Origin of the sequence: Candidatus Venteria ishoeyi (genome assembly GCF_030378065.1) — a bacterium.
GTDB classification, from domain to species: Bacteria; Pseudomonadota; Gammaproteobacteria; order Beggiatoales; family Beggiatoaceae; genus Venteria; species Venteria ishoeyi.
This window is the reverse complement of the sequence record NZ_JAUCGJ010000010.1, coordinates 1-16734: the sequence shown is the minus strand read 5'-3', so window position 1 is coordinate 16734 and position 16734 is coordinate 1. Positions and strand designations below refer to the sequence as shown.

At 50.0% G+C, this 16734-nt stretch carries 3 protein-coding genes; all 3 read right to left on the bottom strand.

The window, feature by feature from the left end; translation table 11 throughout:
* Positions 1-352: 352 nt before the first annotated feature.
* The 3 genes from QUF61_RS04640 to QUF61_RS04630 all read right to left on the bottom strand — a co-directional run bounded on the left by QUF61_RS04640 (position 353) and on the right by QUF61_RS04630 (position 16708).
* On the bottom strand, positions 353-568 hold the full coding sequence (locus QUF61_RS04640; RefSeq protein WP_286019398.1) for a hypothetical protein: 216 nt from the start codon (positions 566-568) through the stop codon (positions 353-355).
* A 239-nt stretch (positions 569-807) separates the two neighbouring features.
* Positions 808-2757 (bottom strand): methyl-accepting chemotaxis protein, encoded by a 1950-nt coding sequence (locus QUF61_RS04635; RefSeq protein WP_286019399.1) that lies wholly within the window; start codon positions 2755-2757, stop codon positions 808-810.
* A 331-nt stretch (positions 2758-3088) separates the two neighbouring features.
* Positions 3089-16708 (bottom strand): SdrD B-like domain-containing protein, encoded by a 13620-nt coding sequence (locus QUF61_RS04630; protein ID WP_289680730.1) that lies wholly within the window; start codon positions 16706-16708, stop codon positions 3089-3091.
* Positions 16709-16734 lie beyond the last annotated feature (26 nt).

Below are 16734 nucleotides of genomic sequence, written 5' to 3'. Positions count from 1 at the left end.
TCTGTTACCAGTCCGGCCAAGATACACTGAGAAATGAATAGAGTCGGTAGGCGAAACTAATAAATAGTCGTCAAATCTTTTAACCCATCGCCCCAGCCATAACTGATTATCACCATCAGCACAGTCAGTGTGAGTTATAATACATCCACAAAATTTGAAAAAGTTGCCGAATATCTTCCCGCTCAACTTCGTAAACTTTTTGCAGTACATACACCACTTCGCACGCAGCCTCTATCGGCAATATTACCTCATACTACTCAAGAATCTCTATTGCCTTGGGTGATAGCTCTGCATGGTCATCCAAGACATAGCGTAAAATGATATTCACATCAACGATACTCATGTTTTTCACTTATTGCCATGCATCTTTTTTTTGACTAATTAAATCAGGCTTGGCATAACGCTTCAAACAACTGCGTAAACTTTTCTTGCGCATGATGGGCTGTGTGACTTGTTGTGGCGTGGATAACACAATAATTTCCACTTCCTTCCCCCAAAACTGCTTGGGTAAATCGACATGAACTTGTCCGTCTTCTACGGTTTCGATTTTACGAATGGCTTCCATCATTAAAAACCTCTATTTTTAGTTTGTTTTATCAAAAACTTACCGAAAAACAGTGTTTTTTTATTATCAAAGCATTAAGCAAGGTATTGGTATCTAAAAACGACCCGCAGAATTAGTCATCTTTGGGTAATTGTTCAATTAATTTCATGTGTTAAGGCATACTGTTGAGTGGTAAGCGTTCACAGAAAGCATTTCAACAGTTTCAGCTTCCAAGACGTAGCAACACTACATCTCTATAAAGCTCAAGCATCCTTGATTTTGAAATAGCCCATCATTTCTTTAAGCGTCTCGGCCTGTGCCGCCATTTCCTCACCAGATGAGGCCAGCTCTTCAGAAGCCGCAGCATTTTGTTGCGTTACTTGATCCAACTGTGACATGGCCTGGTTAATTTGTGCAATATTGCTACTTTGCTCAACATTTGCCGCGGCAATCTCAGTCACCAGGTCTGCCGTTTTATCAATTGCTGGCACCATTTCATTTAACAACTGCCCTGCGCGCTCGGATACATCAACGCTATTACTGGCAAGCGTTCTGATTTCCTGTGCCGCACCCTGGCTGCGCTCAGCCAATTTACGAATCTCCCCGGCCACCACAGTAAAGCCTCTGCCCTGCTCTCCTGCTCTGGCTGCTTCAATGGCAGCATTGAGTGCCAATAAATTGGTTTGATAGGCAATCTCTTCAATAATGGTAATTTTTTGAGTGATTTGATTCATGGCTTCAATCGTATCTTTTACCGCCTGTCCACCTTCACTGGATTTTGCCGCAGTCTGTCTGGCAATACTATCGGTACTGTTGGCATTTTCAGCATTTTGGTCAATGCTGGCAGACATTTGTTCGATTGATGCGGAGGTTTCCTCCAGGCTGGAGGCTTGCTCAATCGTGCTTTGGGAAATTGCCTGCGCAGTGCCATTCATTTGTCCTGAAGCACCATTAATTTGCTCAGCTACATTCCATACCTCACGAATAATATTTTGAATTTTATCTGCCATCGTGTTCATTGCCAGCAGCAATTGTCCACTCTCATCACGCACATTTTTTGCAAGCGTAACCCGGCGGGTTAAATCACCCGCAGCCAAATCCGTGGAAAGATCAACTGCCCGTTTTAAGGGAAATACAATACTGTTACGGGTCAGCCAGCCAAAGACAATACTGACAATTAACACGATAAAGATAAGCCAGTACATATCCCGCAAAGTCTTATCACGCACCTGACCGGCATTGGCATGAAATTCTGTTGCCTTATTATCCGCAAACTGGATAAATTCCTGTAATAAACCCTGCAATTTTGTTAGTTGCAAGGCTGCTTTTTGCATAGTTTCCTGTAATACAAGTTGGCGACTTTGATCTAAAAGCAACGTGATTAATTGCTCTGCACTTGCTTCCCAGATGGTAAATATCTGTTCTGTTTTTATAATTTCTTTTGCATTACCTAAAAAGCGTCCTTTGACCAGCACAAAATCAGCTTTAATTTTTTTCTTATTTTGCTCAATACGTGCCAACGCCTGCTGCATAAATGCTTTATCAACATCCTGCTGTATTTGCTCCAAATCAAATTGCATTTTGCCAAGATGACTTTCAATACGCAGCACTGCGCGACTAACGGCAAAAGGGTGGCGATACATTTTATTTAATAATTCCAGAGCCGCTTCTTTAGTATTTGCCTGTGTTTGACTGGCACTCATAAAATCATCAGCTTTATCACTGGCAAAACCAATAATCCAGGTCATCTTCTGCTGTAACTGTTGCCAGTCTGACAACAGTTGTTTATCAAGCGCAGCCAGTTGTTCAGCCCGGGTACGATCCGCCAATAGTGCCAGATCCTTATCAACAAACACCATCCAGTCGCTAAATGTTTGCTCTGCAAGTGAAATTTGTGCCTTATCACCCAGAAAACGACTTTGCATCAGTTTGAAGTCAACTTCAACCTGTGTTTGTAGTTGTTTTATGGCTTCTTGATGTACCTGTATATTTTCTTGGTTTTGTGTAACACTGGCAAGATTAAGCTGCTCGTGCATCTGCATAATGTTGTTGCCCACCCGCAGCGCAGCCGTACTGACGGTGTAAGGGTGCTGATACAGCTTATCTGTCTGCCCGGCAAGTTTGGATAAATTAGCCACCGCCAGGTAACTGAGTAAGCCCACTAGCAGCAGTACACCGCCAAACCCCAGTAGTAATCGTGTACCAATATTCATAATTTATGATTCCATCATAATAAACCTGAATTCAATGCAAGAATTTTTCAGCACATTATCGAGCTTACACTGAACCCAGGTTAATAAGTTTTATGTTTATGTGTTTATTTATAGAATGTCAGCCAGCAAATTGCAAATTTAAACACAGGTATTACGCAAAGACTTCTTTTTTGTGCATTAAGCGCACAAAAAAACTGTCATTACTTCACGCTGAACTTTATTCCTTTAGGCTGTTCCTAAACAAAAAACCTGGTAGTTTTTAGGTAACTCGCAAGAAATAACACCCCCATAGCGCGAGCGAAATGGGGGGTGTTATTCGTGGCGAGTTACCTTAATAACCTGCCTGTGCAGTGGTACTGGAAGAAACCAGGAATTCATAAGAATCAAAGTCATTCCACACTTTTGCAACCGGTTCAGCATACGCATCATGCATCGCTTCCAGCATCCGTATCGGCGAAAAGGCCATTACGCTATCCAGGGTCATGTCACTGCCAAAGAATAATTGACCACCGGTTGCCGGGGTGAAGAAAGTACGAACATCAAACACACTCATCGGATTCATATTAAAGGTCGAGCGTGTCTGTGTGATTTCCACGGAATGTGGATGATCCTGCAATATCAAACCGGGGAAGGTAATTAACCAGTTGCCGCCGGTATCCGCCACAACAGAGCTCTGCCCCAGACTTTGCCCCAATCCATCATACAATTCCAGCGTGATATTGGTTCCAGGGGCAATCATGCCACTGAAAATTGGATCAACCGGAATCGGCGGCAATTTGAACTGCACGTCATCCCAGTCAAAGAAAGTTCTTTCAGGCATGATGCCATGTAACAGCGGCTCCCTATCATTGAAATAAAAATACACATAGTTATCTGCTAAAAGTTCTGGTTCTGGCGCTGGCTCAGGATCAACATTAGGATCAACATTAGGATCAACGTTAGGATCAACGTTAGGATCAACGTTAGGATCAACGTTAGGATCAACGTTAGGATCAACGTTAGGATCAACGTTAGGATCTACCTCTGGTTCCAGGAATGTCAGTACATCCTCATCCGTATCACTATTATCTTCCGGGGTGGGATCGGGAATGCCACTGTCATCGCTGACCGTAACCCGGTTCAGGATGCGCTGTACCTGCTCGGCATCCAGCTCCGGGTTCACCGTTGCAGAAACTGCAAAGGTGCGGGTTTCCCCCATTTCCAGACGTGGCAACAACCATTCAATCTGCCCGTTTGCCACATTCACCTGACCGCCATTATTGGCACTGACGTTGATTAACAGGTCTGCGGGGTAATCATCCACCACCCGTACCTGTTCTCCGTCGGCTGCACCATTATTCGTCACTGTTAGCGTATAGATCAGGCTTTGTCCGACTTGTACTTCGGTCAAGCCATCATCTTTAGTGATGCTGTAATCCGGCAACTGAGATTCCGGCTCAGGTGTTGGGTCTGGTGTTGGGTCTGGCGTTGGATCAGGTATGGAATCAGGGTCAACCGGCGTAGTCAATACGCTATCCCGATCATTATCCCGGTTATTTTCCGGCGTGGGATCCGGAATATCATCCAGGTCCGTAACCGTAACCAGGTTTTCAAAACTGTCACTGACAATATCTTCCCGAACCTCAGCCGTTAGTGTCAGACTGTGACTTTCTCCCGCATCCAGTGTGTCAAATGTCCAGATAACCTCTCCTGTGTCCAGATTAATCTGACCACCATCACTGGCCTGGAAATTGGTCAGGCTATCCAGCGGCAGGGTGTCTGTCACAATTACATCCTGCCCGGCAGCACTGCCCACGTTGCTCACTTCAATCTGATAAGTCAGCATATCGCCTGCGGCAACTTCCATCACCTCATCATCTTTAGTGATGACATAATCAGGTATCCCTTCAGTCACCAGAATATCCGTATCCTCATCCCGGTTATTTTCCGGTGTCGGGTCAGGTATGCCACTGTCATCGCCCACAATGACCGTATTGGTAAAGCTGTCCTGAGCCAGATCGGCATTCGCTTTAACCGTTGCCGTCACTGTAAACTGTTGTAACTCACCGGATAGCATTTGTGACAGTGTCCAGCTCACTTCGCCGGTTGCTGCATTCACAACACCGTCACGGTCTACCTGGATATTCTCCAGTACGTCAATTGGCACGTTATCAGTGACCATCACGTTATACCCATCGCCACCACCCACATTCTGCGCTGTAATGGTGTAAGTCAGTGTCTGCCCCGGTATCGCCTGGGTAACACCATCATCCTTGGTGATAACATAATCTGGCAGGTCGCCCATTGCAAAGCCAAAGTCTACATCCAGTTTGTCCTGACCCGCAGTTAATGTTGTCGTGGTCTGCGTTGCGCCCACTGAAGCTGGCCCTGTCGTTGGACTTAGACCAGCAGGCAGCGTTGCCGTATCCAGCATCACATCATAACCTCCCGCAGCCAGACCATTAAACAGATAAAAGCCATTGGCATCGGTCACGGTTTGATAAGACACGTCATCTGCGGTATTTGCCAGACCATCCAGGCCATGCCAGCGCAGATTGATGTCAACACCGGCAATGCCCTGTTCATCAGGATCCTGAATACCGTCTTTATCACTATCCAGCCAGATATAGTCTCCCAGCGTACCAGCACCGTTTGCACCAAAATCAATGTCATCACGGACTTCCATGTTAGCCAGCGTGGCAGTGATGTTGTTAAGCGTGGTCAGGGTCATGCCGTTTGGTAAGCTGCCGGTTTCTATATTCACTTGGTAATCACCTGCATCCAGGTCAGTGAAGGTATAAAAACCGCTGCTGTCAGTGGTTGTCATCTGCATCAGGTCATCCGCCGTGCCCAACACACCATCCGCGCCCGGTAAGGTCAGGCGCACAGTAACGCCAGCAATGCCAGTCTCTCCTGCATCCTGCTGAGCGTCGCCATCTTGGTCAAACCAGACAAAATCACCCAGTGCTGCACCGGTTTGCGCATAGCCGAAATCGACATCCTGCTGTTTCTCGCTGGCTGCCAACGTGACTACGGTTTGATTTGCACCTACAGATTGCGCACCGATAGTCGGGTTCAAGCCCAGCGGAATTGTGCTGGGTGTCAAACTCACCTGATAATCACCCGCAGCCAGATTATCAAACAAATAGAAGCCGTTGCTGTCGGTTGTTGTGGTGTAGGTGACATCATCAGCCGTACCTGCAAGGCCGTCAAAACCTGCCCAGACTGCCGTGACTGTGACATTGCTGATGCCTTGCTCAGTGGCATCCTGAATACCATCCTGGTTAGTGTCGCGCCAGACGAAATCGCCCAGAGAGGCATTACCGGCAAAACCAAAGTCCTGATCATCACGTAGCTGGTTGTCCGTCAGGGTAACGCTGTTGTTGTTGCTGGTAGTCAGACCGAGACCGCTGCCAACGCTGGTGGTATCCACCGCCACCTGATAGCTGCCAGCATTGAGACCGGCAAACTGATACCAGCCATTGCTGTCTGTGGTCGTCGTGCGCTGGTTATCATCTGCGGTACCAAATACACCATCCGCGCCTGCGGTGGTGATGGTAACAACTGCGCCGACAATACCGGGTTCAGTTGTATCCTGTACGCCATCGGCATTTTGATCAAACCAGACAAAATCACCCACTGCCGCACCAGTCTGCACATAACCAAAGTCAGCATCCAGATGATTTTCACCACCTGCCAGCGTCAGGTTCAGGTTATTGCCACCAATAGACTGCGGCCCGGTGGTTGCGCTTAAGCCAATGGGTAATGAGCTGTTATTTAAGCTCAGACGGTAATCGCCCGGTGCTAAATCATTAAATAAATAATGTCCGTTGCTGTCGGTCACGGTGCTAAAGACCTGATCATCTGCCGTCCCCATCACACCGTCATTACCGGCCCAGGTTAATTCCAGAGTAATGCCTGAAATACCGCTTTCATCGGCATCTTGAACGCCATCGGCATCCTGATCCAACCAGACATAATCCCCCAGACTCGCCAATCCGCGATAACCAAAATCTCTGTCCAGACGATTTTCACCATCTGCCAGTGAGAAGCTGTCACCCGCTGAAGGCGTGGTGCTGGTCACTGCGCTGGCAATGCCACCTGGCAAGGTGCTGGTATCGACGATAACCCGGTATTGATCCACTGGCAAATCGCTGAACAGATAAGCGCCTGTGCTATCGGTCACGGTGTTGCGTAATACATCATCTGCGGTATTTAATAAGCCATCAGCACCTGCTGCGCGTAAATACACACTCACGCCAGCCAAGCCGTTTTCACCGCTGTCCGGCACACCATCGCCGTCACTGTCATACCAGATTAAATCACCAATGCTGCCAGTACCGGTTGGAGTGGGCACATAAGCAAAGTCAATATCGTCACGGTTTGTGCCTGTACTCAAATCAAATACTGCGCTGCCTGCGCCAATACTGTGCGCGCCCAGGGTCGGTGTCAGATTAGCCGATACACCTGCTGTCACCTGCACCCGGAAGCTACCGGCTGGCAGCTTATCAAACTGATAACGACCATTGTTGTCGGTCACAGTGGTTTGGGTTTGGTCATCAGCCGTGCCAAACACACCATCTGCACCAGCCCACAAGGATTCAACCGTAACACCCGCCAATCCGGTTTCAGTGCTATCTTGCAAACCATCGCCATCGGCATCCAGCCAGACATAATCACCAAAGCTTGCCGTGCCGGTATCCTCCAGAGCATAAGCAAAATCCATGGTCAGGTCGCTGCCAGCCGCGCTCAGCGTCACGCTGGCAGTGCCGGGACCTGCAACCTGTGGGCCGCTGCTCACTGTGTAACCGGCAGGTATGCCACTGTCCACGCTGACTTGATATAAACCCCCCGGCAGTCCGTTAAATAGATACTGTCCAATGGCGTTGGTCACGGTGGTATATCTTACATCGTCCGCCGTGCCCAGCGTGCCGTCAGCACCCGCCCAGACAGCTTGCATGGTGACACCGGCAAAACCGGTTTCACCTGTATCCTGTATGCCATCTTTATTAATGTCGACCCAGACAAAATCACCCAGTTCAGCACTGCCCAGGAAGCCAAAGTCCACGCTTCTCAGCGCATCACCATCAGCCACCGTCAGCGTATTATAAGCATTCGGCGTGGTGCTGGCAGTGCCTGCTGGTGCGGTGACATTTACCCGATAATCGCCAGCCGGTAAGCCGTTAAACAGATACAGGCCGTTGGCATCAGTGGTGGTATTAACAGCAATGTCATCAGCATTGCCAAACACACCGTCAGCACCCGGATGGGTCAAGGTCACAGTAGCACCAGGCAGGACGGCCTCAGCGGCATCCTTGATGCCATCGCCGTCGCTGTCCAGCCAGACTTCATCGCCAATAGAAGCCGTACCCAGCAAATCACCCTGATAGCCAAAATCCACTGTCCGAATCGCCTGTCCGCTTGCCAATGTCAGCATGGTGCTATGACTGCCCACAGATTCTGCGCCAATACTGGGGCTCAAACCCACGGGAATACCGCTGATAACATCAATTTGGTAAGCACCAACAGGCAGGGCATTAAATAGATATAAGCCTTGCTCATCGGTGGTGGTGGTAAAATGCTGGTCATCATTGGTACCGGAAATGCCATCCGCACCAACCCAGGTTGCCTGCATTAAGACATTTGCCAGCCCGCTTTCTCCGCTATCTTGCAAGCCATTGGCATTGTTATCATGCCAGACATAATCACCAATACTGCCAATAGGCTGGAAGCCAAAATCACGATCCAGACGGTTTTCACCCGCGCCCAGCACAATACTTTGGTAGCTTTCCGGCGTTGTTGCCTGGGTGTGTTCCGGGGTATCAACAAAGACCTGATACTGACCTTCCGGCAGACCGCTGAAACGGTATTTGCCATCATTATCAGTTTGCGTGGTAACGCTAATATCATCCGCCGTGCCAAATGTTCCATCGGCACCCGGATGGGTCAGAGTCACAGTGACATCCGCCAGTGGCAATTCACTGTCATCCATTACGCCATCGCCATCAATGTCTTGCCAGACCTGATCGCCGATACTGCTATCGCCCAGCAGCGTGCCATTGTAGCCAAAGTCCATATCAAAGCGGTTTTCAGCCGGTGCCAGCATAATGCTGGTTTGGTTGCCACCCACTGATTGCGGGCCGCTGGTTGGTGTCAAGCCCACAGGCACGGAAGTGACGCTCACTTGATACACACCACCTGCCAGTTGATTGAAGAAATAATGTCCGCTGCTGTCAGTGGTGGTGGTTTTTGTCACATCATCCGCCGTGCCAAACACCCCGTCCAAACCAGACCAACGCGCTTCAACACTGACATTAGCGATACCGGATTCATCTATATCCTGTATGCCGTCATTATCCAGGTCATGCCAGACATAATCCCCCAGACTGCCCAGACCACGGAAACCAAAATCAACACTATCCAACACCTGACCATCCGTTACGCTAACGGGATTATAGGTATCTGGCGTAGTGCTTTGGGTGCCGCTTGGGGTATCGGTAAACACCTGATACTGACCGGCTGGCAAGCCACTGAATAAATATTTGCCATCGCTGTCAGTCACAGTGCTAACGCTGATGTCATCGGCATTGCCAAACACGCCATCATCGCCGGGATGGGTTAAGGTGACGCTGACACCGGCATACACCGGTTCATCCGCATCCACCACACCATCGCCATCCGTGTCATACCAGACCTGATCGCCAATCGTGGCGCTGCCCAGTGGTGTGCCCTGATAACCAAAGTCAACGTCTTTGCGCTCTTGTCCAGCATCTAAAATCATATTGCTACTGTTGCTGCCAACCGACTGTGGCCCAATACTGGGACTCAAGCCCACCGGCACACCGCTGAGCACGCTAATCTGATAGCTGCCTGCTGCCAGATTGTTAAACAGATAAGCGCCGTTGCTGTCGGTGGTGGTGGTCAAGGTGACATCATCGGCAGTGCCGCTGATACCATCAAAACCTGACCATAAGGCTTGTACAGTGACACCCGACAAGCCCTGCTCGCCGAAGTCCTGAACGCCATCTTTATCGCCATCCAGCCAGACATAATCACCCAGACTGCCCAGACCGTGGAAACCAAAATCAAGCTGGTCGTTGTAGTCGTTATCCGGCAGGGTGACGGTATTATAAGCCGCTGGCGTTGTCGTGCGCGTGCCATCCGGCGCAAGCACATTAACCCGATAGTCGCCACCTGGCAGACCGGTAAAGCGATACAAGCCATTGCTGTCAGTCGTCGTGGTCACGGAAATATCATCACCACTGCCAAACACGCCATCACTGCCGGGATGGGTTAGACTCACGGTGATACCCGCTAATACTGGCTCACCACTGTCAAGCTGACCATCGCCATCAGTGTCATACCAGACTTGGTCGCCCAGCCAGCTATTCCCCGCCGGGGTACCGGCATAACCAAAATCAATATCGGTTCTCGTTCCCACGCTCTGTGTGGGAATGTCCAGTGGTAACGTGACTGTAGTGCTGTTTCCACCAACTGACTGTGCCCCGGTGGTTGCGGTGAAGCCAACAGGTACGCCACCTATCACGCTGACAAGATATTCTCCGGCTGCCAGATTCTCAAACAAATAAGCGCCATTGGCATCAGTCACCGTGGAACGGGTAATGTCATCGGCAGTGCCAAACAGCCCATCCACACCGCTCCATACCAGGTTGACACCGACATTAGCCAGCCCGGTTTCTGCGCTGTCTTGAATACCATCCTGATTCTGGTCAAACCAGACATAATCACCCAGACTGCCGTTAGTTGGCAGATTGTAGGCAAAGTCAATATCATCACGGGTCTGAGCATTAGCCAGGGTCAGCGTGGCAGTGCCCAGCCCTGCGGTATCCGGGCCAATCACGCCCTGCATACCTGCGGGTACGCCATTATCCACCGTCACCTGATAAGTACCGGCTGGCAGACCATCAAGGCTGTATTTACCCGTACTGTCCGTGCTTGTGGTATAGCGGCTGTCATCTAACGTGCCTATCACACCGTCAGAACCCGCGCCAATAATTTCCAGTGTCACGCCAGCAAGACCCGGTTCTCCGGCATCTTGTATGCCGTCATTATCCAGATCATACCAGATAAAATCACCGAGTCCCGCAGTGCCACGGAAACCAAAATCAATCGTGTCAATATCCTGACCGTCCGCTAAATCCACTGGATTATAAGCATCCGGCGTGGTTGAAGTCGTGCCATCCGGGGTCACCACATTCACCTGATACTGCGCTGCTGGCAAACCATTAAAGCGGTAGTTGCCGTTGCTGTCAGTGACGGTGGTCACGCTGATATCATCACCGTTACCGAAGATGCCATCCGCGCCGGGATAAGTCAGGGTCACGGTTGCACCGCTGATGCCGTTTTCATCAGCATCCAGCAAACCATCACCATCACTGTCCAGCCACACGGTATCACCAATGCTCCCAGTGCCCGCTGAGGTACCCGTATAAGCAAAGTCAACCGTGCGATTATCATCACCCGCGCTTAAGGACAGGTTGGCAGTACCAGGACCTGCGGTATCAGGGCCAGTACTGACCGTCATACCTACCGGCGAATTCATCACCGTCACCTGATAATCCCCAATTGGCAAATTATCCAACAGATATAAACCATTACTATCGGTAATCGTACTGTATGAACGGTCATCAGCCGAGCCAAATACACCATCGACTCCAGCCCAGGTCGCCTGCACCGTGACACCGCCAAGACCTATCTCAGTGGCATCCTGTACGCCATCGGCATTAGTATCATGCCAGATGTAATCACCAAACTGTGCCGTGCCATTAAAGCCAAAGTCCACATCATCGCGGTTTTCGCTATCCGCCAGACTTACGGTATTGTAAGCATCCGGCGTGGTAGAACTGGTGTTCGCCGGGGTTGGTGTGCTTACCCGATAATCTCCGGCTGGCAAACCGCTGAAGCGGTAAATACCCTCGGCATCGGTGGTGGTGGTCACGCTGATATCATCCGCGCTGCCAAACACGCCATCACTGCCGGGATGGGTTAAGGTGACAGTTACGTCGGCAATACCCTGCTCATTGGCATCTTTAACACCGTCTTCATCCAAGTCAATCCAGACCTGATCGCCAATACTGCCATCACCAATCGGCGTACCCGCGTAGCCAAAATCTACATCCTGTTTAATCTGAGCATTTGCCAGATTAAAGTCGTAGAGGCGCAACAGCGCAACGTCCCTGCCAACTGACTCCGGCCCAAAGCTGGAAGTCAAACCAACAGGAACACCGCTGACCACGGTCATTTGATAGTGACCCGCACTCAGGTGCGCAAAGTGATAATAACCGTTGCTATCGGTGGTGGTCGTGGCAATCACATCATCACTGCTGTTAGCCAGACCATCCGGGCCATCCCAGCGCAGTTGCAGATTAACGCCTGCCAAACCTGCTTCACCGATATCCTGTATGCCGTCATTATTCAGATCATGCCAGACGTAATCACCAATGCTGCCCAGACCGCGGAAACCAAAGTCCTGGATATCACGCTTTTCACCCTCATTGAGGTGGAATTCATCATAAGCATTTGGTGTGGTTGTGCCGGTGCCATTCGGTGCCTGCACGTTAACCTTATAATCACCTTCCGGCAAACCACTGAACAGATACAAACCATTGTCATCAGTGACGGTGCTTGTCAGCAAATCATCCGCAGTGCCAAACACACCATCAATACCAGCTTCCGTCAAGGTCACGGTCAAGCCGCCATGTACTGGCTCTCCGGCATCAAAGTTGCCATCACCATCGCTGTCATACCAAACCTGATCGCCGATGCTGCCACTGCCTGCGGGAGTACCAGTGTAACCAAAGTCAATGTCTGTTCTTTGCTCGCCCTGCGTCAATGTTGTCGTAGTGCTATGTCCGCCAGCCGACTGCGGCCCGACGCTTGGGGTTAGACCGACGGGAATGCCACCCACTACAGTAACCGTATAGTCACCTGCGGCAAGATGGTTGAACTGATATAAACCATCGCTGTCAGTCGTTGTGGTTAAGGACACATCATCGCCCGTACCACTGATACCATCAAAACCAGCCCAGGTCGCCTGCACCGTAACATTGCCCAGACCGTTTTCGTCAGCATCCTGAATGCCATCGTTGTTGCTGTCATTCCAGACATAATCGCCCAGACTGGCATTGCCATAGAAACCAAAATCAAGCGTATCAATATGGTCGTTATCCGGCAGGCTGACGGTGTTATACGCACCTGGCGTGGTGCTGGTGGTACCCGTTGGCGTTGCCACGAAAACCTGATAATCACCACCCGGTAAACCACTAAAACGATACAAGCCGTTGCTGTCGGTGGTGGTGGTTGCTGTTAGGTCATCAGCATTGCCAAACACACCGTCTGCACCGGGATGGGTCAGAGTAACCGTCATCCCTGCATAAACCGGCTCGCTACTATCAAAGACGCCATCACCATCGGCATCGTACCAGACCTGATCGCCTATCCAACTGTTACCCGCCGGGCTACCGCTGAAGCCAAAGTCTACATCACGTTTATTTTCATCGGCATTCAGGTTGAATTCCGCAGAAGTGCCGCCCAGTGATTGTGGGCCGGTGCTTGCAGTTAAGCCAATCGGCACGCCGCCCAAGGTAATGCGATAAGCACCTGCTGCCAGTTGCTCAAATAGATAAGCGCCATTGGCATCAGTGGTAGTGGAAGCCAATGTATCATCTGCGGTATCCAACATACCGTCAACACCCGCGCCAAGCAGATTCACCAGCACGTTTTCCAGACCGCTTTCAGCCGCATCCTGGATACCATCGGCATTGCTATCCAACCAGACGTAATCACCAATAGAGCCGGTAGGCTGAGCAAAACCAAAGTCTGCCTCAAGATGGGCGGTGCCTTCTGGCAAGGCCACTGTATAGCTGCCGGTGGTGGTCAGACGTGATGCATCCGGTGCCGTTGTGGTATTCACATCAATTTGATAATTGCCAGCAGGCAGACCATCAAACAGGTAATTTCCTGTGCTGTTGGTGCGTGTGGTATAAATCGGATCATCATCCGTGCCCAGTACATTGTCAGCACCCGGCAGACGCATTTGCACTTCAACATTGTGAATTGTTTCCTCGCCCGTATCCTGCACACCATTTTGGTTGGCATCCAGCCACACGGTATCACCAATGCTGCCAGCGCCGCGATAAGCAAAATCAACATCGTCTTTCTGCTCACCCAGACTCAGGGTGAACACGCTGGGATTATTAGCGGTGGTCAGCGTCAGCGCGCCAGGAATACCTGACAGGGAAACGCTTGCGCTGTCCACAGACATGCGGTATTCACCCGCACTCAGCTTATCAAACAGATACAAACCATTAGCATTGGTGCTTGTCGTATGGCTGGTATCATCCGCTGTGCCAAACACACCATCAGCACCCGCACCCTGCAAGTTTAGCGTTACCCCGGCAATACCCGGCTCGTTGGCATCCTGGAACTGATCGCCGTCCATGTCGTGCCAGACGGTATCGCCGACACTGGTAATGCCAACATAACCAAAGTCAGCCGTCAAATGCTGTTCGCCATCACTTAAAGTGACTTTAGTCTGATTATCATAAGCGCCATCAGGATCACCAGTCTGTTGCAAACCAGCAACACCATTACTGACCACAACCTGATAATCACCCGCAGGCAGATTATCAAACAGATAGTCACCTGCGTTGTCGCTTATCTGTGTATCCACCAGTGTTTCATAAATGCCATCAGTGTTATTATCCTGCCGTAATTCCAGGGTGACACCTGCGATACCGGCTTCTCCGGCATCCTGCACGCCGTCAGCATTTAAATCCTGCCAAACCGTATCGCCCAGACTTGCCAGCACAGGATTTTGATAAGCAAAATCCATATCCTCACGATTTTGTCCTGCCGTCAAGGTGACATTAGACTGTGCATCCAGGGTAGCGTCCGGGTCGCTGGTCTGGTTCATCCCCACAGGTACACCGGAAACCACGCGCACTTGATAATCACCGGCATCCAAACCTGCAAATACATACAAACCCTGATTGTCAGTAACCTTGGTGCCTAAGCTGGTTTCATACACACCATCACCATCGCTATCCTGGAACAGTTCCAGGGTGACATCAGCAATACCGGGTTCTCCGGCATCCTGCACCCCGTCACCATTCAAATCCTGCCAAACCGTATCGCCCAGACTTGCCAGCACAGGATTTTGATAAGCAAAATCCATATCCTCACGGTTTTCTCCTGCCGTCAAGGTGACATTAGACTGTGCATCCAGGGTAGCGTCCGGGTCGCTGGTCTGGTTCATACCCACAGGTACACCGGAAACCACGCGCACTTGATAATCACCGGCATCCAAACCTGCAAATACATACAAACCCTGATTGTCAGTAACCTTGGTGCCTAAGCTGGTTTCATATACACCATCGCCATCGCTATCCTGGAACAGTTCCAGAGTGACATCGGCAATACCGGGTTCTCCGGCATCCTGTACCCCGTCACCATTCAAATCCTGCCAAACCGTATCGCCCAGACTGGCCAGCACAGGATTTTGATAAGCAAAATCCATATCTTCACGGTTTTCTCCTGCCGTCAAGGTGACATTAGACTGTGCATCCAGGGTAGCGTCCGGGTCGCTGGTCTGGTTCATCCCCACAGGCACACCGGAAACCACGCGCACTTGATAATCACCGGCAGCTAAATCTGTAAAGCCATACAGTCCCTGGTCGTCAGTGGTTTGTGTGCCAACACTGGTTTCATACACACCATCGCCATCGCTATCCTGGAACAGTTCCAGGGTGACATCAGCAATACCGGGTTCTCCGGCATCCTGTACCCCGTCACCATTCAAATCCTGCCAAACCGTATCGCCCAGACTTGCCAGCACAGGATTTTGATAAGCAAAATCCATATCTTCACGGTTTTCTCCTGCCGTCAAGGTGACATTAGACTGTGCATCCAGGGTAGCGTCCGGGTCGCTGGTCTGGTTCATCCCCACAGGTACACCGGAAACCACGCGCACCTGATAATCACCGGCAGCTAAATCTGTAAAGCCATACAGTCCCTGGTCGTCAGTGGTTTGTGTGCCAACACTGGTTTCATACACACCATCGCCATCGCTATCCTGAAACAGTTCCAGGGTGACATCAGCAATACCGGGTTCTCCGGCATCCTGTACTCCGTCACCATTTAAGTCATTCCAGATAAGATCACCAATTTGAGCAGGAGGAATATCTGCATAACCAAAATCGGCCTGCTCATCATTGCCTGTAGTGATCTTAGCCTGATAGGGGTTTTCACTACCCACAGTCAAAGATTTGCCTGTCAGCTTATTGGCGGTATCCGTCACCTCAACCAGATAATAATCGCGAGATAGTCCGGTAAATTGATAAAAACCACTGCTGTTGGTTGTTTTTGTGCTAACGCGCGTATCACCGGCATCAAGCACGCCATCTTTATTTTTATCCAGATATAAATCGATTGTAACCCCACTTATACCAAGTTCTCCGGCATCCTGCACCCCGTCTGCACTTTGATCATACCAGACGAAATCGCCGATGGTGCCGGAGGGGGGGGGAGGGAGTGCAATATGATTGAAACCAAAATCAGCAAGCACATAATCCTGGCTGGCAGCAAGGGCGATATAATGTGGATCATTAGCTGTTGTCAATATATGATTTGCAGGTGCTGTCACATCCACCAGATAATTTTCAGGTTTTAGATCTGTAAATTTATAAGCGCCAGCAGAATCAGTCGTCTGAGTATCAAGCAGAGTATCACCACTATCAACAACACCATCATTGTTATTATCCTGATAAAGTCTGACCGTGACACCACTAATGCCATTTTCTCCAGCTAACCAAATGCCATCATCATTTTCATCCAACCATACAAAGTCACCAATGCTGCCACCCTGTACATAACCAAAATCATTTGTATTGTCATTACCCCCTTGTGCAACCACGGCTATTTCATCAGTCGGATTATCGGCATTGTTATCCACATCCGAACTGTCTGTTGCATCAGTAT

Coding starts and splice junctions, on each gene's coding strand:
- QUF61_RS04640 (WP_286019398.1), bottom strand. CDS start 568: ATGATGGAAGCCATTCGTAAAATCGAAACCGTAGAAGACGGACAAGTT.
- QUF61_RS04635 (WP_286019399.1), bottom strand. CDS start 2,757: ATGAATATTGGTACACGATTACTACTGGGGTTTGGCGGTGTACTGCTG.